General features: G+C 70.5%; 18 protein-coding genes. 5 read left to right on the forward strand and 13 right to left on the reverse strand.

The annotated features are described in order from the left end of the window. The 5 genes from ftsH to dacB form a co-directional block, all read right to left on the reverse strand. Positions 1 to 1,979: ATP-dependent zinc metalloprotease FtsH (gene ftsH / locus AB0H32_RS17220; protein WP_361120476.1), on the reverse strand; the 1,979-nt coding region annotated here is incomplete at its 3' end. Between the two features lie 207 nt (positions 1,980 to 2,186). After that, complete coding sequence (gene hpt, locus AB0H32_RS17225) at positions 2,187 to 2,747, reverse strand: hypoxanthine phosphoribosyltransferase (RefSeq protein WP_184975300.1); 561 nt, start codon at positions 2,745 to 2,747, stop codon at positions 2,187 to 2,189. An 86-nt stretch (positions 2,748 to 2,833) separates the two neighbouring features. Next, positions 2,834 to 3,916, reverse strand: a complete 1,083-nt coding sequence (gene tilS, locus AB0H32_RS17230) for a tRNA lysidine(34) synthetase TilS (RefSeq protein WP_361120479.1) — start codon at positions 3,914 to 3,916, stop codon at positions 2,834 to 2,836. A 192-nt stretch (positions 3,917 to 4,108) separates the two neighbouring features. Further along, on the reverse strand, positions 4,109 to 5,257 hold the full coding sequence (locus AB0H32_RS17235) for a zinc-dependent metalloprotease (protein WP_361120482.1): 1,149 nt from the start codon (positions 5,255 to 5,257) through the stop codon (positions 4,109 to 4,111). A gap of 90 nt (positions 5,258 to 5,347) precedes the next feature. Further along, positions 5,348 to 6,958, reverse strand: a complete 1,611-nt coding sequence (dacB, locus tag AB0H32_RS17240; RefSeq protein WP_361120485.1) for a D-alanyl-D-alanine carboxypeptidase/D-alanyl-D-alanine-endopeptidase — start codon at positions 6,956 to 6,958, stop codon at positions 5,348 to 5,350. Between the two features lie 79 nt (positions 6,959 to 7,037). On the opposite strand from dacB, the gene AB0H32_RS17245 reads away from it, so the two are divergent. Further along, positions 7,038 to 7,529 carry an inorganic diphosphatase gene (locus AB0H32_RS17245; RefSeq protein WP_360981796.1) on the forward strand — a complete coding sequence of 164 codons (492 nt, stop codon included), beginning with the start codon at positions 7,038 to 7,040 and terminating at the stop codon, positions 7,527 to 7,529. 131 nt (positions 7,530 to 7,660) lie between these two features. Beyond that, positions 7,661 to 9,316, forward strand: a complete 1,656-nt coding sequence (locus AB0H32_RS17250) for a threonine/serine exporter family protein (protein ID WP_361120571.1) — start codon at positions 7,661 to 7,663, stop codon at positions 9,314 to 9,316. Between the two features lie 79 nt (positions 9,317 to 9,395). Here the strand turns inward: AB0H32_RS17250 and AB0H32_RS17255 are convergent, their stop codons facing one another. Next, on the reverse strand, positions 9,396 to 10,355 hold the full coding sequence (locus AB0H32_RS17255; protein ID WP_361120488.1) for a VTT domain-containing protein: 960 nt from the start codon (positions 10,353 to 10,355) through the stop codon (positions 9,396 to 9,398). 140 nt (positions 10,356 to 10,495) lie between these two features. Here AB0H32_RS17255 and AB0H32_RS17260 point away from each other — a divergent pair, with 140 nt between their 5' ends. Beyond that, a complete protein-coding gene (locus AB0H32_RS17260) occupies positions 10,496 to 10,861 on the forward strand; it encodes a YbjQ family protein (protein ID WP_361120491.1) in 366 nt (121 codons plus the stop codon). A gap of 20 nt (positions 10,862 to 10,881) precedes the next feature. Here the strand turns inward: AB0H32_RS17260 and AB0H32_RS17265 are convergent, their stop codons facing one another. Further along, the gene (locus AB0H32_RS17265; RefSeq protein ID WP_361120494.1) at positions 10,882 to 11,643 is read right to left on the reverse strand and encodes a MerR family transcriptional regulator; all 762 of its coding nucleotides are present in this window, start codon (positions 11,641 to 11,643) and stop codon (positions 10,882 to 10,884) included. 136 nt (positions 11,644 to 11,779) lie between these two features. Here AB0H32_RS17265 and AB0H32_RS17270 point away from each other — a divergent pair, with 136 nt between their 5' ends. Further along, complete coding sequence (locus AB0H32_RS17270) at positions 11,780 to 13,066, forward strand: ion channel protein (RefSeq protein WP_361120497.1); 1,287 nt, start codon at positions 11,780 to 11,782, stop codon at positions 13,064 to 13,066. A gap of 27 nt (positions 13,067 to 13,093) precedes the next feature. After that, the gene (locus AB0H32_RS17275) at positions 13,094 to 14,500 is read left to right on the forward strand and encodes a glutamate decarboxylase (protein ID WP_361120499.1); all 1,407 of its coding nucleotides are present in this window, start codon (positions 13,094 to 13,096) and stop codon (positions 14,498 to 14,500) included. On the opposite strand, the gene AB0H32_RS17280 is transcribed toward AB0H32_RS17275, so the two are convergent. From AB0H32_RS17280 to AB0H32_RS17305, 6 genes are all read right to left on the reverse strand, one after another. Further along, positions 14,497 to 15,258 (reverse strand): ABC transporter permease, encoded by a 762-nt coding sequence (locus AB0H32_RS17280; protein ID WP_361120574.1) that lies wholly within the window; start codon positions 15,256 to 15,258, stop codon positions 14,497 to 14,499. The two genes, AB0H32_RS17275 and AB0H32_RS17280, sit on opposite strands and share 4 nt — an antisense overlap. Before the next feature lie 5 nt (positions 15,259 to 15,263). After that, the gene (locus AB0H32_RS17285; RefSeq protein ID WP_361120502.1) at positions 15,264 to 16,214 is read right to left on the reverse strand and encodes an ATP-binding cassette domain-containing protein; all 951 of its coding nucleotides are present in this window, start codon (positions 16,212 to 16,214) and stop codon (positions 15,264 to 15,266) included. Positions 16,215 to 16,307: 93 nt separating this feature from the next. After that, the gene (locus AB0H32_RS17290) at positions 16,308 to 16,949 is read right to left on the reverse strand and encodes a PadR family transcriptional regulator (RefSeq protein WP_361120505.1); all 642 of its coding nucleotides are present in this window, start codon (positions 16,947 to 16,949) and stop codon (positions 16,308 to 16,310) included. A 23-nt stretch (positions 16,950 to 16,972) separates the two neighbouring features. Beyond that, on the reverse strand, positions 16,973 to 17,512 hold the full coding sequence (locus AB0H32_RS17295) for a DinB family protein (protein WP_361120508.1): 540 nt from the start codon (positions 17,510 to 17,512) through the stop codon (positions 16,973 to 16,975). Positions 17,513 to 17,611: 99 nt separating this feature from the next. Next, positions 17,612 to 19,072: an aldehyde dehydrogenase family protein gene (locus AB0H32_RS17300; protein ID WP_361120511.1), complete on the reverse strand. Its 1,461-nt coding sequence runs from the start codon at positions 19,070 to 19,072 to the stop codon at positions 17,612 to 17,614. Between the two features lie 106 nt (positions 19,073 to 19,178). Then, complete coding sequence (locus AB0H32_RS17305) at positions 19,179 to 20,003, reverse strand: helix-turn-helix transcriptional regulator (RefSeq protein WP_361120577.1); 825 nt, start codon at positions 20,001 to 20,003, stop codon at positions 19,179 to 19,181. Positions 20,004 to 20,249 lie beyond the last annotated feature (246 nt).

Below are 20,249 nucleotides of genomic sequence, written 5' to 3' on the forward strand. Positions count from 1 at the left end.
GACTTCACCGTGCTGATCGCCGCCGTCGAGCCGTTCGCGCCGTTGGTCAGTGCCAGCTCCCTCGGGGAGAGCACCGGCGGGCGGGTGGAGGGCGTACGGCGGGAGGAGCCGGTCCACGCGGGCCGCGGCGGGCGCTTGTGGATCGTGGCGAAGACCTCGGCGATCTCCTCCTTGCCCAGGGTCTCCTTCTCCAGCAGGTGGAGGACGAGCTGGTCGAGCACGTCGCGGTTCTCGACCAGGATCTCCCAGGCCTCGTTGTGCGCGGTCTCGATGAGCTTCTTGACCTCTTCGTCGACCAGCGCGGCGACCTCTTCCGAGTAGTCGCGCTGGTGAGCCATCTCACGTCCGAGGAAGGGCTCGCTGTTGTCGCCGCCGAACTTGATCGCGCCGAGCCGCTCGGTCATGCCGTACTGCGTGACCATCGCGCGGGCCAGGTTGGTGGCCTTCTCGATGTCGTTGGCAGCGCCGGTGGTCGGGTCGTGGAAGACCAGTTCCTCGGCCGCGCGGCCGCCCAGCATGTAGGCGAGCTGGTCGAGCATCTCGTTGCGGGTGGTCGAGTACTTGTCCTCGTCCGGGAGCACCATCGTGTAGCCGAGGGCACGGCCGCGGGAGAGGATTGTGATCTTGTGGACCGGGTCGGAGTTCGGTGAGGCCGCCGCGACCAGGGCGTGGCCGCCCTCGTGGTACGCGGTGATCTTCTTCTCCTTGTCCGACATGATCCGGGTCCGCTTCTGCGGGCCCGCGACCACGCGGTCGATCGCCTCGTCCAGCGCCTTGTTGTCGACCAGCTTCTGGTCGCTGCGGGCGGTGAGCAGCGCGGCCTCGTTCAGCACGTTGGCGAGGTCGGCGCCGGTCATGCCGGGGGTACGGCGGGCGACGGCCGCCAGGTCGACGTCGGGCGCGACCGGCTTGCCCTTCTGGTGGACCTTGAGGATCTCCAGACGGCCCTGCAGGTCCGGCGGGTCGACCGCGATCTGGCGGTCGAAGCGGCCGGGACGCAGCAGCGCCGGGTCCAGGATGTCCGGGCGGTTGGTGGCGGCGATCAGGATGACGCCGCCCTTGACGTCGAAGCCGTCCATCTCGACGAGCAGCTGGTTCAGCGTCTGCTCACGCTCGTCGTGACCACCGCCGAGGCCGGCGCCGCGGTGGCGGCCGACCGCGTCGATCTCGTCGACGAAGACGATCGCCGGGGCGTTCGCCTTGGCCTGCTCGAACAGGTCACGGACACGGGAGGCACCGACACCGACGAACATCTCGACGAAGTCGGAACCGGAGATCGAGTAGAACGGGACGCCCGCTTCGCCGGCGACCGCGCGGGCGAGAAGGGTCTTGCCCGTACCGGGGCGGCCGTAGAGCAGCACGCCCTTGGGGATCTTGGCGCCGACGGCCTGGAACTTGGCCGGCTCCTGGAGGAACTCCTTGATCTCGTGGAGTTCCTCGACGGCCTCGTCGCAGCCGGCGACGTCGGAGAAGGTCGTCTTCGGGGTGTCCTTGGTGATGAGCTTGGCCTTGGACTTGCCGAAGTTCATGACCCGGGAGCCGCCGCCCTGCATCTGATTCATCAGGAACAGGAAGACGACCACGATCAGGACGAAGGGCAGCAGGGAGAGCAGCACGCCGACGAACGGGTTCTGCTTGGACGGCGAGACCGTATAGCCGTCCGGAATCTGCTTGTCCTGGTACTTGGTCTGCAGCGTGGCGGCGATGGTCACGCCCTGGTCGCCGATGTAGCTCGCCTGGATCTTCGAGCTGTCGTCGACCTTCTGACCGTCCTTGAGCGTGACCTTGACGGTCTGCTCGTCACCGGTGGTGAGCTTGGCCGACTGGACCTTGTTCGCGTTGATCGCTGCCACGACCTGGCCGGTGTCCACCGTCTTGTAGCCGCCGGACGAGCCGACGACCTGCATCAACACGACCACGGCAAGGACGGCCAGCACGATCCACATGACCGGCCCACGGAAGTATCGCTTCACGTCCATCCATACGGAGCGGAATCGCCCCGTCCCTCCTGCCATAGTGAGTTTGATAAGACAGTTCTTCTGACGGTACCCCAGCATTGTTGTCCGAAGCCGCACGGAGTGGCATGGACGGCCGACGTTCCCGTCTCTGCATGCTCCAACGGCGCGAAACCCGCTGGGGTTCCCGATCGTCTTACGAGAGCTGGCCCGGTTGGCCCAGCCGCCCGGTCAGCCGCCGTAGACGTGAGGCGCGAGCGTACCGACGAACGGCAGGTTGCGGTACTTCTCGGCGTAGTCGAGGCCGTAGCCGACGACGAACTCGTTCGGGATGTCGAAGCCGACCCACTCCACGTCGATGGCGACCTTGGCGGCGTCCGGCTTGCGCAGCAGCGTGCACACCTTCAGCGACGCGGGCTCGCGGGAGCCGAGGTTGTTGATCAGCCAGGACAGGGTGAGGCCCGAGTCGATGATGTCCTCGACGATCAGGACGTGCCTGCCCTTGATGTCGGTGTCGAGGTCCTTGAGGATGCGCACGACACCGGAGGACTGGGTGCCCGCGCCGTAGGAGGACACGGCCATCCAGTCCATGGTGAGAGGGGTGGACAGCGCCCGGGCGAGGTCCGCCATGACCATCACGGCGCCCTTGAGGACGCCCACGATGAGCAGGTCCTTGCCCGCGTACTCCGCGTCGATCTTCGCGGCCAGCTCGGCCAGCTTCGCGTCGATCTCTTCCTTGGTGATGAGCACCTGCTGGAGGTCGGCACCCATGTCTTTCGCGTCCACCCGCATCACTTTCGGTCGTCCCGCACTTACGGCCGCACTGACGGCGACCGGCTGTCCGGCCCCGTCGGAGGGTCGCTCCGGGAGGTCGGGATTCAGCCTTGCCGAATCACCAGTCTGCCACCCTGCCGCTGTGCGACGACTTTGCCGGGGAGATTGATGGCTCCCTGGCCTCGCCAGCCGGTGATCAGCCGGTCGACTTCCTCGATGTGCCGGGCGAAGAGGGATCCGGCGGGGGCACCGGCCTCGATGGCCGCGCGGCGCAGGATGCGGCGGCGTACGGCGGGCGGGAGGGCGTAGAGCTTGGAGCACTCCAGCAGGCCCGCGGCGTCGCGTACGGAGGCCTCGGCCTGGCTGGCCCAGGTGTCGAGGGCGTCGGCGTCGTCGCGGGAGAGCTGGGCGGTGCGGGCGAGGGCCTCCACTACGCCTTTGCCGAGGGCCTTTTCGAGGGCGGGCAGGCCCTCGTGCCTGAGCCGCGAGCGGGTGTAGGCGGGATCGGCGTTGTGCGGGTCGTCCCAGACGGGCAGGGACTGGACCATGCAGGCCTTGCGCGCGGTCTGCCGGTCGAGGTGCAGGAAGGGGCGCCGGTAACGGCCGCCGGCCCCCGAGACCGCGGCCATGCCGGACAGGGAGCGGATGCCGGAGCCGCGGGCGAGGCCGAGCAGGACGGTTTCGGCCTGGTCGTCGCGGGTGTGCCCGAGCAGGACGGCCGTGGCGCCATGGCGTTCGGCTGCGGCGTCGAGGGCGGCGTAGCGGGCGTCGCGGGCGGCGGCCTCGGGGCCGCCGTCGCGGCCGACGGTCACCGCGATGGACTCGACGGGGTGGAGGCCGAGTTCGCGCAGCCTGAGGGCGACCTCGTCGGCCCGGAGGTCGGAGCCGGGCTGGAGGCCGTGGTCCACGGTGATGCCGCCGGCGCGGATACCGAGCTTGGGGGCCTCGAAGGCGAGGGCGGAGGCGAGCGCCATGGAGTCGGCGCCCCCGGAGCACGCGACGAGCACGAGGGGGGACGGCGGGCGCTCGCGCAGGCGGGGTTCGCGGGCTGCTCCGCCGGACGTCACGGCTGCTCTCGCTGCCGCTGTCGCCGCCGCTTCGGGGTTGCGGCTGTGGTCGGTGAGGATGTCGTGGAGTACGCGGCGGACCGCCAGGCGTATCGCCGCGACCGCAGGATGGGGACCCATGTCCGGTTCCCTTCATGAAGTTTTCGGGGGGTGAGCCCGAGGTCGGTCACTCAGAGTGTGTAGATGGTGACAGAAGCGGGCCGTTCCCCGAGCATTGCACGCCTACCCATGGCTCACGGTCCCTCGGACGGGTGATTGGAGGGGCGTTCGCCTGCCGTCGGCCGGATTCGTTTCACGACTTCCCCACGGGGTTCACGCCTCGGGCCTGCGGTGCACCCGTGCGACCCAGTCCGCTGGTTTGGCGATCTCGGCCTTGGTGGGCAGGGTGTTGGGGGAGGTCCACACGCGGTTGAAGCCGTCCATGCCGACCTCGTCGACGACGGATCGCACGAAGCGTTCGCCGTCCCGGTACTGCCTGAGTTTGGCGTCCAGGCCGAGCAGCTTGCGCAGGGCGAGGTCGAGCCGGGAGGCGCCCTTGGCGCGACGCTGCTGGAACTTCTCGCGGATCTCGGCGACGCTCGGCACGACCTCGGGGCCGACCCCGTCCATGACGAAGTCGGCGTGGCCCTCCAGCAGGGACATGACCGCGGTGAGGCGGCCGAGGATCTCGCGCTGGGCCGGGGTCTGGACGAGTTCCACGAAGGAGCGTCCGCCGTCGTCCTCCTCGCCCTCGGGGCGGCCGCCGGCGAGGGACTGGGCGGCTTCGCGGACGCGCTCCAGCACGGTCATGGGATCGACGTCGGTCTCCGCCAAGAAAGACTGGATTTCACCCTCCAGGTGGGCGCGGAGCCAGGGCACGGCGGTGAACTGCGTGCGGTGGGTCTCCTCGTGCAGGCACACCCAGAGCCTGAAGTCGTGCGGCTGGACGTCGAGTTCGCGCTCCACGTGGACGATGTTGGGCGCGACCAGCAGGAGACGGCCGCCGCCGTTGGGCGAACCAGGAGGGCCGCCGGCCGGGAGGTCGCGGGTGGCGGGGGCGAAGGTCTCGTACTGGCCGAGGACGCGGGAGGAGAGGAAGGACAGCAGCATGCCGAGTTCGACGCCGGTGACCTTGCCGCCGACGGCGCCGAGGACGGCCCCCGACGGGCTGCTGCCGCGTCGTTCCTGCATCTTCTCCAGGAGGGGCTTGAGGATCTCCCGGAAACCGGCGACGTTCGCCCGGACCCAGCCGGGGCGGTCGACCACGAGGACCGGGGTGTCGTGGGTGTCCTCGGTGCCCATACGAGTGAAGCCCCGGACATGCTCCTCCGAGGCTTTCGCGTGCCGGCGCAGCTCCGAGACGACGGCTCTGGCCTCGTCGCGGCTGACGTCGGGGCCCGGCCGTACGAGCCGGGTCGCGGTTGCCACCGCGAGGTTCCAGTCGACCATCCCGGAAGATGCGGTGCCACCGAAGCTCGTCATGTGTCAACCGTACGTGAGCGCTCCCCCTCGGGGCAGGCCGTGGCGTCGGGCGGGGCACGAAGCGGCTGCCCCCGGCGGACGCCGCGGCCCCTACCGGCAGCCGCAGCCCGCCAGCGCCGTCGCCGCCTTGTCCAGGGCTGCCTGGGCCTCCAGGGGGTTCGTCGTCCCGGAGGCGAGGAAGGCGAAGACCAGCAGGCGGCCGTCCCGGTCGACGACCGTGCCGGCCAGGGTGTTCACCCCCGTGAGCGTGCCGGTCTTCGCCCGTACGAATCCTCCGGCGCCGTCGGTGTAACGGCTGGTCAGGGTGCCGGTGAAGCCCCCGACGGGGAGGCCGGTGAGGACCGGGCGCAGACCGGGGCTGGCCGGGTCGCCCGCCTTGACCAGCAGCGCGGTCAGCAGGTCCGCGGTGAGCCGGTCGTCGCGGCTGAGGCCGCTGCCGTCGTGGAAGGCGGCGCCGGACATCGGCAGGCCGAGTTTCCCGAGCCGGGTGGCGATGGCCCTGGCGCCGCCGGCGAAGTCGGCCGGCTCGCCGCTCGCGAGGGCGGTGTGCCGGGCCAGTGCCTCGGCGATGTCGTTGTCGCTGTTGGTCAGCATCCGCTCGACCACGTCGGACAGCGGGGGCGAGGTGACGCCGGCGAGGGTCGTGGCGCGGCCGGTGGCCTTGGAGGGGCCGGGGGAGGTCGTCCGGATGCCGGCGGCCCGGAGGAAGCCGGCGAACTTGCCGGCCGCGTCCGCAGCCGGGTCGGACACGCGGAGCGCCGGTCCCCTGGTGGAGTCGTCCGTGCGGCCCTCGTCGGCGCTGAGGGCGCTGACGGGGGCGAGATTGTCGTTGACGCCGATGGGGTGCAGTGCGGGGCCGGAGTAGAGCGTGGTGTCGTAGGAGAGTGTGATCTTGCGGATGCCGCGCTTCTGGAGCGCGGCGCCGGTCTCGGCGGCCAGGGTGCGCAGTCCGGCCCAGCCGTCCGTCTTCTCGTGGGCGGTGAGGGTGGGGTCGCCGCCGCCGACCAGGACGAGTTCCCCGGTGTCGGGTTCGAGAGCGGTGCGGGTGGTGAAGCGGTGGTCGGGGCCGAGGGCGGACAGCGCGGCGACGGCGGTGGCGATCTTGGTGGTGGAGGCGGGGGCGAGGGCCTTCGCGACGTCGGTGCCGTAGATCCGCTTGCCGGTGGCGACGTCCACGACGACGGCCGCGTGGTTGCCGCCGAGCGCGGGAACGCCCAGGAGCGGCCCGAGGACGCCGCTGAGGGGCTTTCCGCCGGGCGGGGCCTTCTTGGTGCTGACGGTTCCCGTGGCGGAGCCCAGGCCCGCCAGGACGGGCGCGGCGCTCGGTGCGGGCAGGGGCGCTCCGGCGGAGCCGCCCGGGGTGCCGTGATCTGCGCCACCTGACCGCTCCAGGGCGGCGGCCCGGTCCCGCTCGGCCGTACGCTGACCGTTGGCGTCCCAGGGACCGGCGGCGGTCACCACACCGGCGGCCAGTGCCAGACCGGCGGTGGCGGCGCCCGCGGTGTACTGCCAGGTCCTGACGGTCCGCGGACGGGGGAGGTACGCGATCCGGGCACGTCCGGGCCGGACCACCCGCGTCAGCCGCGCGACCCGCGGTCCCGCGGCCGTCGCGGCGCGTGCCAGACGCGGTCGTACGGCGTTCGCGATCCGCTCCACCTGCGGTCTCGCGGCTCGCCAAGGCCTCAGCTCTGGCACGACCACCAGCCCCTTTCGCGATCACACACCTGCGTGAGGGACACTTAATCACCAGAACTATGTGCTGATCATGGAGGAGCCACCGGTGGAGTTCGACGTCACGATCGAGATCCCGAAGGGTTCGCGCAACAAGTACGAGGTGGACCACGAGACCGGTCGGATCCGCCTGGACCGTCGCCTCTTCACCTCGACCGCCTACCCGACCGACTACGGCTTCGTCGAGAACACCCTCGGCGAGGACGGCGACCCGCTGGACGCGCTGGTCATCCTGGACGAGCCGACCTTCCCGGGCTGCCTGATCAAGTGCCGCGCGATCGGCATGTTCCGGATGACGGACGAGGCGGGCGGCGACGACAAGCTGCTGTGCGTTCCGGCCACCGACCCGCGTGTGGAGCACCTGCGCGACATCCACCACGTGTCGGAGTTCGACCGCCTGGAGATCCAGCACTTCTTCGAGGTGTACAAGGACCTGGAGCCCGGCAAGTCGGTCGAGGGTGCCAACTGGGTGGGCCGCACGGAGGCCGAGGTGGAGATCGAGCGGTCCTACAAGCGCTTCAAGGAGCAGGGCGGTCACTGACGCCCCCTGCTGCCGTGGAAACGGGCCGCACGCGCACGCGTGCGGCCCGTTTGCGTACGCGGGGGCATCGAGCCCGGTACGGATGCGCATACTGAGGCTTACGGAAGGTGTCGTTCAAGGAGCAGGTCGAGGTGACGGAGGCGGAGGACCGCAAGCCCCGGTCGGACGAGGCGCGGTACGACCCGGAGATCACGTCCGAGTTCGCCGTTCCCGAGGGGATCGAGGTTTCCGAGGGTGGCAGTGAGCCGGAGACCACGTCCGAGTTCACCGTGCCGGAGGGACTGCAGACGCCGGAGCCGCCGAGTGCCGGGCCGGAGGGGTCGGCGTTCAGCCTGCCGCGCACCTACAGCGCCAAGGACGCCCCGACGGCGTTCACCCCGGCCACCGGCATACCGTTGGTCAGCCTGGTCAAGGACGCGCCCTGGCAGGACCGGATGCGCACGATGCTCCGCATGCCGGTGGCCGAGCGTCCGGCGCCCGAGCTGGTGCAGCGGACCGAGGAGGGCGGGCCCGCCGTCCCGCGCGTGCTCGACCTGACCCTGCGTATCGGGGAGCTGCTGCTGGCGGGCGGCGAGGGCGCGGAGGACGTGGAGGCCGCGATGTTCGCGGTGTGCCGGTCCTACGGTCTGGACCGCTGCGAGCCGACCGTCACCTTCACGCTGCTGTCGATCTCCCACCAGCCGTCCCTGGTGGAGGACCCGGTGACGTCCTCTCGGACGGTACGGCGGCGGGGCACGGACTACACGCGGCTCGCGGCCGTGTTCCGGCTGGTGGACGACCTGACCGACCCGGAGACGCATGTCTCCCTGGAGGAGGCCTACCGGCGCCTGGCGGAGATCCGCCGCAACCGGCACCCCTACCCCGGCTGGGCGCTGACCCTGGCGAGCGGGCTGCTCGCGGGGGCGGCCTCCGTGCTGGTCGGCGGTGACCTGATCGTGTTCGTCGCGGCGGCACTGGGCGCGATGCTGGGCGACCGGCTGGCGTGGCTGTGCGCGGGGCGCGGGCTGCCGGAGTTCTACCAGTTCACGGTGGCCGCGATGCCGCCCGCGGCGATCGGTGTGGCCTTCGCGCTGTCCGGCGTCGACGTGGCGGCGTCCGCGGTCGTCACCGGTGGGCTCTTCGCGCTGCTGCCCGGTCGGGCGCTGGTGGCGGGGGTGCAGGACGGGCTGACGGGCTTCTACATCACCGCCGCCGCGCGCCTGCTGGAGGTCATGTACTTCTTCGTCGGCATCGTCGCCGGGGTGCTGGTCGTCCTGTACTTCGGTGTGAAGGTCGGCGGCAAGCTGAATCCGGACGCGGCGCTGATCGTCTCCGAACGGCCGCTGATCCAGATCGCCGCCTCCATGGTGCTGTCGCTGACGTTCGCCGTGCTGCTCCAGCAGGAACGGTCCACCGTGGTGGCGGTGACGCTCAACGGGGGTGTCGCTTGGTGCGTGTACGGCGCCATGCACTATGTGGGCGGCATCTCACCGGTCGCCTCCACGGCCGTGGCGGCGGGGCTGGTGGGGCTGTTCGGGCAGTTGCTGTCGAGGTACCGGTTCGCGTCCGCGCTGCCCTACACGACGGCTGCGATCGGGCCGCTGCTGCCCGGGTCGGCCACGTACTTCGGGCTGTTGTCCATGGCTCAGAACGAGGTGGACAAGGGGCTGGTGTCCCTGGCGAAGGCCGCCTCGCTGGCGATGGCGATCGCCATCGGGGTCAATCTGGGGTCGGAGATCTCCAGGCTGACCCTGCGGGTCGGCTCCGCCGGCAAGCGGAGGGCTGCGAAGCGGACCCGGGGCTTCTGAGCGCCCAAGAGCTCGGGGGTTCCGGCTCGCCGGCGTCTGCGGGTGCGCCCTGGCTTGTCGCGCAGTTCCCCGCCCCCCTTCAGTGGTTGCGGGAGTCGTACGGCTGACCGTACTGGTCGTACTGCTGCTGCGGGTACTGCTGCTGGTCGTAGTACTGGTTGCCGTAGCCCTGGTTGTCGTAGCCCTGGTCCCAGTGCTGCTGGTTCTGCTGCTGCTGAGGCTGCTGCTGGTACGGCTGCTGCTGAGGCTGCTGCTGGTACGGCTGCTGCTGAGGCTGCTGCTGGTACGGCTGCTCGTAGGGCTGTTCCGGCTCGATGCGGCGCAGCCGGGTCGTCGCGTCGTCCATGGGCGGCCGGTGCTGGTGCAGGGCCTGCTGCTGGGGAGCGGGATGCGGCTCGGGCCGGGCGGACTCCGCCTTCTTGCTCTTGCCGCGGGCGCGGAGGAACTCGATCGCGATCGGGACCACGGACACGAGGACGATCAGGATGAGGATCGCCTCGATGTTGTTCTTGACGAAGCCGATGTTGCCGAGCCAGGAGCCGAGCAGGGTGACGCCCGCGCCCCACAGGACGCCGCCGATGACGTTGAAGGTCAGGAACGAGCGGTACTTCATGCCGCTGACGCCGGCGATGATCGGCGTGAACGTGCGCACGATGGGCACGAAGCGGGCCAGGACCAGGGACTTCGGGCCGTACTTCTCGAAGAACTCGTGCGCCTTGGTGACGTTCTCCTGCTTGAACAGGCGTGAGTCCGGGCGGTTGAACAGGGACGGTCCGACCTTCCTGCCGAACATGTAGCCCGCCTGGTCGCCGAGGACCGCGGCGAGGCAGATCAGGGCGATCGCGCCCCACAGCGGGAAGTCGAGCTGGTGCGACGTGATCAGCAGGCCGCAGGTGAACAGGAGCGAGTCGCCCGGCAGGAAGAAGCCGATGAGCAGGCCGGACTCCGCGAAGACGATGAGCAGCAGGCCCCAGATGCTGTAGGTGTCGAGCAGGTAGTTGGGATCCAGCCAGCTCGGGCCGAGGGCGAGTGTCATCACGGGTCCGGGCTCCTGAGGGGATGAAGGCGGCTACGGCGTCCTTGTGCGGCGCACAAAGCTATCAACGCGACGTGACCGCCCCAGGTTCCACCGGTGACTCCAGGATGCACTGTGGGGCAACCGGGACAAAGCTGTGAGCCATGGGACTCGATGACTACGGCGGCGGCCAGGGGCCCCAGCCGGACGTGCTGGTGGTCACGACCAACGACGTGCCGGGATACCGGGTGCAGCAGGTGATCGGTGAGGTCTTCGGGCTCACCGTGCGCTCGCGGCACCTCGGCAGCCAGATCGGCGCCGGACTGAAGTCGATGATCGGCGGCGAGCTGAAGGGGCTCACCAAGACGCTCGTGCAGACCCGCAACCAGGCCATGGAGCGGCTGGTGGAGCAGGCACGCGCGCGTGGCGCCAACGGGGTGCTGGCGTTCCGGTTCGACGTGACGGAGGCCGCGGACACGGGCACGGAGGTCTGCGCGTACGGCACCGCGGTGGTCCTGGCCCGGGAGTAGGCCTCCTCCCGGACCGGGGATCAGGCGGTGTGCCGGTCGGCGTTCGCGGCGATCGCCCGGCTCAGGTGATCGGCGAACCCGGGCCGCACGGCGTCGTAGAACGCCGTGAAGCGCTCGTCGGCGACGTACATCGCGCCCAGGCAGCGGTGCATGGGGTGCGGGCACTCGTAGAACCACTCGCTGATGTGCAGGCGGTGCTCCTCGGCCAGGTCCATGGCCGCCTCGCCGGACGGCTGCTCACCGGCGGTCATCAGGGCGACGTAGCGCTGGTTCCAGTCGTCGTTCGCGGCCTGCATGCGCTTCCAGTCGTCCTTGGTGTAGCGGGCGGCCCTGCGCTGTGACTCGGCGTACGCCTCGGTGCCGCCCCAGCGCCGCTCGGCCTCCTCGGCGTACTGCTCGGGGTCGTTGTCCCCGAAGACCTCGAACCGCTCCTCGGGGGTGAGATTGATGCCCATCGTGCGTGCCTCCATGGCGTGCTCCACGGCCGCGGCCATCTTCTGCAGCTTCTCGATCCGGGCGGTCAGCAGTTCGTGCTGGCGGCGCAGGTGGACGCGCGGGTCCGCGTCCGGATCGTCGAGCAGGGCCGCGACCTCGTCGAGCGGGAAGCCGAGCTCCCGGTAGAACAGGATCTGCTGGAGCCGGTCGAGGTCGGCGTCGCCGTAGCGCCGGTGGCCGGCGTGGGTGCGCTCGCCGGGCGCGAGCAGGCCGATCTCGTCGTAGTGGTGCAGGGTGCGCACCGTGACTCCGGCGAACCCCGCGACCTGTCCCACGGAGTAGCTCACTTTTCCGCTCCTTGTCGTCGGTACGCCCTCCACGTTGAGGCCTCACGCCACGTGAGGTGCAAGCCCGTTTCCCGAGCGTGCCCCCGCCTGCCCCGTTCCGGATGTTCAGCCCGTTTCATCCGCTTATGGTGAGCCCGTGGCCCAGGACTCCGCACGGCAGGCGCCCAGCACCGCTCCCGCGGCCCCCGCACGCGCCCTGCTGCCGCTGATCCTGCCCGCCCTCACCGTGGGCGTGGTGTCCAGCCTGCTCTTCGTCGGGGTGAGCGTCGGGGCCGAGAAGCTCCAGGGCGTGCTGTGGCAGAACCTGCCCGACGCCCTGGGGATCGGCCGCTACTCCGCGCTGTGGATCTTCGTCATGCTCATCGCGACCGGTGTCGCGGTCGGTCTGGTGGTGTGGAAGGTGCCGGGGCACGCGGGGCCCGACCCGGCCACCATGGGGCTGAACGCGCCCGCGCTGCCGCCCGTCGTGCTGCCCGGCCTGCTGCTGGCGGCGGCCCTGATGCTCGCGGGCGGCCCGAGCCTCGGCCCCGAGAACCCGATCATCGCCGTCAACGTCGGGCTGGCGGTGTGGCTGGGCCGCCGGTTCGTGCCCGCGCTGCCGGGTCCGCTGTGGATGGCGCTGGCGGAGGCGGCGACGCTCGGCGCGCTGTTCGGCACCCCGGTGGGCGCCGCCCTGGTCATCTCGGAGGCGCTGGCCGGGCAGCGGATCACGGGGCTGCTGTGGGACAACCTCTTCGCCCCGCTGGCCGCCGCCGCGGCGGGTGCCCTGACGACCGACCTGGTCCACCACGCGACGTTCGACCTCCATCTGCCCCCGATCGGCCGGCCCGACGGGGGCGACATCCTGGCGGCGATGGTCGTCGCGTCGGCCGGCGCGGTGCTCGGCATGTGCGCGGTGTACGTGTTCCCGTACCTCCACCGCGCCTTCCAGCGGTTGCGGCACCCGATGCTGATGCTTCCGGCGGGCGGAGCCGTCCTGGGGGCGCTGGGAGTCCTGGGCGGGCCGCTGACGCTCTTCAAGGGGCTGGACCAGGTCGGGGAGCTGGCGCGCAATCCCGAGGGCTGGTCGGCGGGTCAGTTCGCCACGATGGCCGTGGTGAAGCTGGCCGCCCTGGCCGTCGCCGCGACCTGCGGCTTCCGTGGCGGCCGGATCTTTCCCGGCGTGTTCGTCGGTACCGCCCTCGGTCTGTGCGCCCACGCCCTGGTGGCTGCCGTTCCGCCGGCCGTGGGCGTGGCGGCCGGCGTACTGGGCATTCTCCTGGCCATCACCCGGCAGGGCTGGGTGAGCCTGTTCACCGCGGCCGTCCTGGTGGCCTCCCCGGTCATCCTCGCGCTGCTGTGCATCGCCTCGCTGCCGGCCTGGCTGCTGGTCACGGGGCGGTCGCAGATGCAGCTGCGGGCGGACGGCACACCGATCCGCTGACAACCTCCCCTGTCTGGAGGCACGTACATGGCCCTGCACAAAGGTCCCGAGAAGCACGACGAGCGGCCGATGTCGGTCAACCCGTTCTTCGGGGAGGCGAACCCGGTCGTCGAAATGGCCCAGGCCCCGCCCAAGCACCGGCTCCCCGACACGCCCCTGCCCCCCACCACGGCGGAGCAGATCGTGCACGACGAGCTGATGCTGGACGGCAACTCCCGGCTGAACCTGGCCACGTTCGTCACCACCTGGATGGAGCCGCAGGCCGGGCTGCTGATGGCGGAGTGCCGGGACAAGAACATGATCGACAAGGACGAGTACCCGCGCACGGCCGAGCTGGAGCGGCGCTGCGTGGCGATGCTCGCCGACCTGTGGAACGCGCCGGACCCGTCGTCCGCCGTGGGCTGTTCGACCACGGGATCCAGCGAGGCGTGCATGCTCGCCGGGATGGCGCTGAAGCGGCGCTGGGCGAAGCGCAACGCCGACCGCTACCCGGCGGCGCGCCCGAACCTGGTCATGGGCGTCAACGTCCAGGTCTGCTGGGACAAGTTCTGCAACTTCTGGGAGGTGGAGCCCCGGCTGGTCCCGATGGAGGGCGAGCGGTACCACCTGGATCCGCAGGCGGCGGCCGAGCTGTGCGACGAGAACACGATCGGGGTCGTCGGCATCCTCGGCTCCACCTTCGACGGGTCCTACGAGCCGATCGCGGACCTGTGCACGGCCCTCGACGGCCTCCAGGAGCGCACCGGTCTCGACATCCCGGTGCACGTGGACGGCGCGTCCGGGGCCATGGTGGCGCCCTTCCTGGACGAGGACCTGGTGTGGGACTTCCGCCTCCCGCGCGTGGCCTCGATCAACACCTCGGGCCACAAGTACGGCCTGGTCTACCCGGGCGTCGGCTGGGCCCTGTGGCGGGACAAGGAGGCGCTGCCCGAGGAACTGGTCTTCCGGGTGAACTACCTGGGCGGCGACATGCCCACCTTCGCGCTCAACTTCTCCCGGCCCGGCGCCCAGGTGGTCGCGCAGTACTACACGTTCCTGCGGCTGGGCCGGGAGGGCTACCGGGCGGTGCAGCAGTCGACACGGGACGTGGCACGCTACGTCGCCGGCAAGATCGAGGCGCTGGACGACTTCCGCCTGCTCACGCACGGCGACGAACTGCCGGTGTTCGCCTTCACCACCACTGCGGACGTGACGTCGTACGACGTCTTCGACGTCTCCCGGCGGCTGCGCGAGGGCGGCTGGCTGGTTCCCGCCTACACCTTCCCGCCCAACCGGGAGGATCTCTCCGTGATCCGGATCGTGTGCCGCAACGGCTTCTCCCACGACCTCGCCGACCTGTTCGTGGAGGACCTGAACCGCCTGGTGCCGGAGCTGCGCCGGCAGCCGCATCCCCTGACCCGGGACAAGGACGCGGCCACCAGCTTCCACCACTAGCGGCCCAACCGCCCGAACTTTCTCACGGCCAACGGGAAGAACACCGCCAACAGGCCGAGCGGCCAGGCCACGGCCGCCCACAGGTGTCCCGGCTCGCCGCCCTGGCCGCCGAGCAGGTCCCGTACCGCCGTCGCCGTCCGGGACAGGGGGTTCCACTGGACGGCCGTGCCGAGCCAGTCGGGCATGGCGTCCGGTGTGGCGAGGGCGTTGGACAGGAAGCCGACCGGCCAGACGAGGATCTGCACGGCCTGGACCATCTCGGGCCGGCCGGCGACCAGAGCGAGGTGGATGCCGACCCACAGCATCGCGAAGCGGAGCAGGAGGAGCAGGCCCACGGCGCCCAGAAAGGCGCCCGGGCCGCCGTGCACCCGCCAGCCCAGTGCACAGGCGGCGCCCGCCATCAGCGCGAGCCCGGCGGCCGACTGGATCATGTCGGCCGCCGAACGGCCCACCAGGACGGCTCCGTCCGCCATGGGCAGGGAGCGGAAGCGGTCGATGACCCCCTTGGTGAGGTCCTGGGTGACGTTGAGCATCGTGCCCTCCAGGCCGAAGGCCATGGTGAGCGCGAGCATGCCGGGCACCAGGTAGTCGAGGTACGCGCCGGTGACGCCCCGGCCGCCGCCGATCAGGTAGCCGAACATGAGCAGCAGCAGCACCGGGAAGACCAGCGCGACCAGCAGCTGCCCGGGCTGCCGTGCCCAGTGGGCGAGTTCGCGCCGGGTCATGGTCCAGGAGTCGGTCAGGCCGTGCGGGGACACCGCCATCACGCCGCCTCCTTCACGCGGTCGCCCCCGCCGGTGAGGTGCAGGAAGACCTCGTCCAGCGTGGGCCGGCGCAGGGCGACGTCGGCCGCCTCGATGCCGGCGTCCTCCAGGGCGCGTACGACCCCGGAGAGGGCGCTCATGCGGTCGGCGACCGGGGCGCTGAGCAGCCGGCGGTCGGTGTCCACCGAGACGCCGGTGACGGGCAGCAGGGCGACGGCCTCGCCGAGTTGGCCGGCCTCGCGCAGGACGACGTCGATGCGGTCGCCGCCGGTGAGGGTCTTCAGCTCGTCGGGGGTGCCGTCGGCGACGACCCGACCGTGGTCCACGAACGCGATGCGGTGGGCGAGCTGGTCGGCCTCCTCCAGGTACTGGGTGGTGAGCAGGACGGTGGTGCCGCCGCCGACCAGGGACCGGACGGCGGCCCACACCTCGGCGCGGCCGCGCGGGTCGAGACCGGTCGTCGGCTCGTCCAGGAACAGCACCTCGGGGTCGGTGAGCAGGCAGACGGCGAGGTCGAGGCGGCGGCGCATGCCGCCGCTGTAGCGGGCCACCGGGGTGCGGCCGGTGCCGGCGAGGTCGAAGCGCTCCAGGAGTTCGGTGGCGCGCACGCGCGCGTGACGGGCGCCGAGGTGGTGGAGACGGGCGAACATCTCCAGGTTCTGCCGGCCGTCCAGCTGCTCGTCCAGGGCCGCGTCCTGGCCCAGCAGACCGATGCGCCTGCGGACCGCGCGGGCCGCGGTGAGCACGTCGTGCCCGGCGACCTCGATGCGGCCGCCGTCCGGCCTGAGCAGGGTGGACAGGATCCGGACCAGGGTGGTCTTGCCCGCCCCGTTGGGCCCGAGCACCGCGTGCACGGTGCCCCGGGTGACGTGCAGGTCGAGCCCGTCCAGGGCGTGTTTCGTGCCGTAGGTCTTGCGTGCGTCCTCGACGGTGATCGCCGTGTCGGCCACGTGCCGCTCCCTCACTAGTCAAGCTTGACTACTGCTGCGAAAGTAACTCCGCGAACGCTATTGGTCAAACTTGATTAGCTGCGGTCCGCCGCGTCAGCGCTCGTCCCCCGGATGCCGCTCCCCCGTCGCGTACGGGTTCTCCTGCCCTTCCCCGAGGACGCCGATGAAGGGCTCTCCCTCACCGGCGAAGGTGTAGGCGCCCGCCTCCAGGCGGGCGATCAGCCCCCGGGTCCAGGCCGCGTCGGAGTCGGCCGTGTGGACCCAGAGGTTCATGATCTCGCCGATGTGGCCGAGCTGTTCGGGGCCGTCCCCGGGGATGTAGTGCTCCGTGACGGCGGCCCGCCACTGCCCGATCCGCCGGATCCGCTCCCTGAGCAGATCCAGCGCCTCGGTCCGCTCCAGCTCGACCAGGAAGCCGATGGCCGCCGACTGGATGTCCATCTTCTGGTCGTAGGCGACCAGGGACTCGCGCAGCAGCCGGAAGAACTCCTCCGCGCCCCGGTCCGTGATCTCGTACTCGGTGCGCGGCGGGCCCCCGGCGGTGGACGGCGCGATCTCGTGGGCGTGCAGCAGCCCCTGCTTCTCCATCTGTTTCAGGGCGTGATAGATGGAGCCCGGCTTGGCGTTGGACCACTCGTGCGCGCCCCAGTACTCCAGGTCGTTGCGCACCTGGTAGCCGTGGGCCCGCCCGTGCTGGCGGACCGCGCCCAGCACGAGAAGACGGATCGCTGACATGCGGTCCAGGTTATGGCCGGGCCCTACCCGGCCTGCTCCAGGGCCACCAGCTCGAACGCCGTCTTCCCGTCCAGCGACTCGCGGATGATGTCCGCGTGCCCCGCGTGCCGGGCCGTCTCGCGGATCAGGTGCAGGCACAGCCAGCGCAGGGAGACGCGGCCCTCGGGCGGGAACCAGGGGTCGTTCGGCAGCGGGAAGGTGTCGTCCAGGCTGGGCGCGGACAGGACGAACTTCTCCGTCTCGGCGGCGACCTGCTCCCAGTACGCCAGCTGCGAGGCCACCGTCTCGCCGTCGCTCAGCCGGAAGCACTCGTGCCAGTTCGACTCGTCGCGGTGGACCGCCGGCCGCTCCTGCTTGGCCCGGGCCACCCAGCCCTGCTCGACCTCGGCGACGTGCTTGAGCAGGCCGCCCAGGGACAGCTCACTGACGCTCGGGCGCTCGTTCGCCTGCTCCTCGGTCAGCCCCAGCAGCGCCCTGCGGATGCCGCCGCGCTGTTCCTCCAGGAAGGACAGCAGCGCCCCGCGCTCGTCGCCCTGCGCCTCTGCCCGCACATGCGTGACCATGACCGGCCACCTTTCATCGGAGTCCTCGGGGGCCTTTCCCCTGACACCGATGACGTTACGGGCCCTTGCGGTCAGCTTCTGTCCGCAAGTGCGGGCGGCTCAGAACGGGAACTCGCTGCGCCGGTGCTGCACCGAGATCCACTTCAGCGTGGTGAAGGCGTCCAGGGTGGTCTCGCCGTTGAGCCGTCCGATCCCGGAGTTCTTCTCGCCGCCGAACGGCACCAGCGGCTCGTCGTGGATGGTCCCGTCGTTCACGTGGAACATGCCCGTGTCGACCCGCTTGGCGAAGGCCACGCCGCGCTCGATGTCCGCGGTGTGCACGGCCCCGCTGAGGCCGTAGGGGGTGTCGTTGACGATGCGGACCGCGTCCTCCTCGCCGTCGAACGGCACGAGCAGGGCGACCGGCCCGAAGATCTCCTTGTGCAGGAGGGAGGAGCCGGACGGCACGTCGGTGAGGACGGAGGGTTCCACCAGGTTGTCGTTCGCCCCGCCGCGGACGAGCACGGTGGCGCCCTCGGTGACCGCCTGGTCGATCGCGGCCGAGATGGCGTTCGCCTGAAGGGAGTTGATGACCGGCCCGATCACCGTCTGCGGGTCCCTCGGATCACCTGTCTTCAGCGTCCTGACCTTGGCGACGAACTTCTTGGTGAACTCCTCGGCCACCGACCGGTCCACCAGGACCCGGTTGGCGGCCATACAGACCTGCCCCTGGTCGACGTAGCGGCTGAAGACGGCCGCGTCGACCGCGTAGTCCACGTCGGCGTCGTCCAGGACCACCAGCGCGCTGTTGCCGCCCAGTTCCAGCACCGAGCGCTTGAGCTGCGCCGCGCACACGGTCGCGATGTGCCGGCCGACCTTGTCGGAACCGGTGAAGGAGATGACCTTCGGGACCGGGTGCTCGATGAACGCGTCGCCTATCTCGGCTATGTCGGTCAGGACGACGTTGAGCAGGCCGGGCGCCAGCCCCGCGTCCTCGAAGAGCCTGGCGATCAGCGTGCCACCGGTGATCGGGGTGTCCTGGTGGGGCTTGAGGACGACGGCGTTGCCCAGGGCGAGGGCGGCGGCGACCGGCTTGACCGACAGCAGGAAGGGGAAGTTGAAGGGGCTGATGACGCCGACCACGCCGACCGGGAGCCGGTAGAGGCGGTTCTCCTTGCCGTCGATCGGCGAGGGCAGGAAGCGGCCCTCGCAGCGCAGCGCCAGCTGGGCCGCCTCGCGCAGGAACTCCTTGGCGAGGTGGATCTCGAACCGGGCCTTCAGATGCGTGCCGCCCAGCTCCGCGATGATCATCTCGGTGATCTCGTCCTCGCGCTCCTCGACCAGGCGCAGGACCTTCTCGAAGAGCACACGGCGGGTGTACGGGTTGGTCCCGGCCCAGTCGCGCTGGGCACGGGCGGCCGCTCTGTAGGCGTCGTCGACCTCGTCGACGGTGGCTATGGTGATCGAGGCCAGCTTCTCACCGTCGTACGGGTTGAAGTCGATGATGTCCCAGGAACCGGTCCCCTGGCGCCACTCGCCGTCGATGTACTGCTGAGCCAGGTCGGTGAAGCAGGACGACATGTGTTCCCTCGATCCCCCGCTGCTCGATGGCAGCCAGACAGACACCCGGTCGACTACACGGTCTGATCACGCGTCATCGTACTTGTGTTTCCCGGGAGTTGTGAGGTCAAGACAACTGCAGAAGTCCCCGCAGCAGGTCACGGCTCTCGTCCGGGCCGGGGCTGTCCTGCTGGAGCTCCTTGAGCGCCTGCTCGTACTGGGCGACGTCCTCGCGCTTGTCCAGATAGAGCGCGCTGGTCAGCTGCTCCATGTAGACGACGTCGGACAGGTCCGACTCGGGGAAGCTGAGGATGGTGAAGGCGCCGCTCTCACCGGAGTGCCCGCCGAAGCCGAACGGCATGATCTGCAGCCGTACGTTGGGGCGCTGGGAGACGTCGATCAGATGCTGGAGCTGGCCGCGCATCACGTCGCGGTCGCCGTAGGGGCGGCGCAGGGCGGACTCGTCGAGGACGATGTGGAACTCGGGCCCGTTCGCGTCGAGCAGATGCTTCTGCCGCTCGAGGCGCAGCGCGACCCGCCGCTCCACGTCGGCCGCGCTCGCGCCCCGCATGCCGCGCCGCACCACCGCGCGGGCGTACTCCTCGGTCTGCAGCAGGCCGTGCACGAACTGCACTTCGTACACCCGGATCAGGGAGGCCGCGCCCTCCAGGCCCACGTAGGTGGGGAACCAGCTGGGCAGGACGTCGGTGTAACTGTGCCACCAGCCCGCGACGTTGGCCTCCCGGGCCAGCGAGAGCAGCGACTCGCGCTCCACCTCGTCCGTGATGCCGTACAGCGTCAGCAGGTCTTCCACGTCTCTGGTCTTGAAGCTCACCCGGCCCAGCTCCATCCGGCTGATCTTCGACTCGGAGGCGCGGATCGAGTAGCCCGCCGCCTCCCGCGTGATCCCCCGCGCTTCACGCAGTCGCCTGAGTTGCGAGCCGAGCAGCATGCGCCGCACCACCGATCCGGGCTCTCCCGCGCTCACGTTCGCCAGCCTCCCCAACCGTCTTCAGGGGGCGAAGTCTGCCACTAAAACACTTCGAGCAGTACTCGTCCGGTTACGGAAACGGAAAGAGGTCAGCCGTTTTGGGCAGTAAGAGGTCAGGACCTGTGACAGCAACCTGTTCAACTTGGCGGAAAAAATGGCCAAGAAGCGGGGCGGGCAGGTTCAATTCGGTCGCGTGCACGTGCATCT

Origin of the sequence: Streptomyces sp. NPDC020362, from assembly GCF_040642095.1 — a bacterium.
Taxonomy (GTDB): Bacteria; Actinomycetota; Actinomycetes; order Streptomycetales; family Streptomycetaceae; genus Streptomyces.

Coding starts and splice junctions, on each gene's coding strand:
- AB0H32_RS17290 (WP_361120505.1), bottom strand. CDS start 16,949: ATGTCAGCGATCCGTCTTCTCGTGCTGGGCGCGGTCCGCCAGCACGGG.
- hpt (WP_184975300.1), bottom strand. CDS start 2,747: ATGCGGGTGGACGCGAAAGACATGGGTGCCGACCTCCAGCAGGTGCTC.
- AB0H32_RS17235 (WP_361120482.1), bottom strand. CDS start 5,257: ATGACGAGCTTCGGTGGCACCGCATCTTCCGGGATGGTCGACTGGAAC.
- tilS (WP_361120479.1), bottom strand. CDS start 3,916: ATGGGTCCCCATCCTGCGGTCGCGGCGATACGCCTGGCGGTCCGCCGC.
- AB0H32_RS17260 (WP_361120491.1), top strand. CDS start 10,496: ATGGGACTCGATGACTACGGCGGCGGCCAGGGGCCCCAGCCGGACGTG.
- AB0H32_RS17300 (WP_361120511.1), bottom strand. CDS start 19,072: ATGTCGTCCTGCTTCACCGACCTGGCTCAGCAGTACATCGACGGCGAG.
- AB0H32_RS17305 (WP_361120577.1), bottom strand. CDS start 20,003: ATGCTGCTCGGCTCGCAACTCAGGCGACTGCGTGAAGCGCGGGGGATC.
- AB0H32_RS17295 (WP_361120508.1), bottom strand. CDS start 17,512: ATGGTCACGCATGTGCGGGCAGAGGCGCAGGGCGACGAGCGCGGGGCG.
- AB0H32_RS17275 (WP_361120499.1), top strand. CDS start 13,094: ATGGCCCTGCACAAAGGTCCCGAGAAGCACGACGAGCGGCCGATGTCG.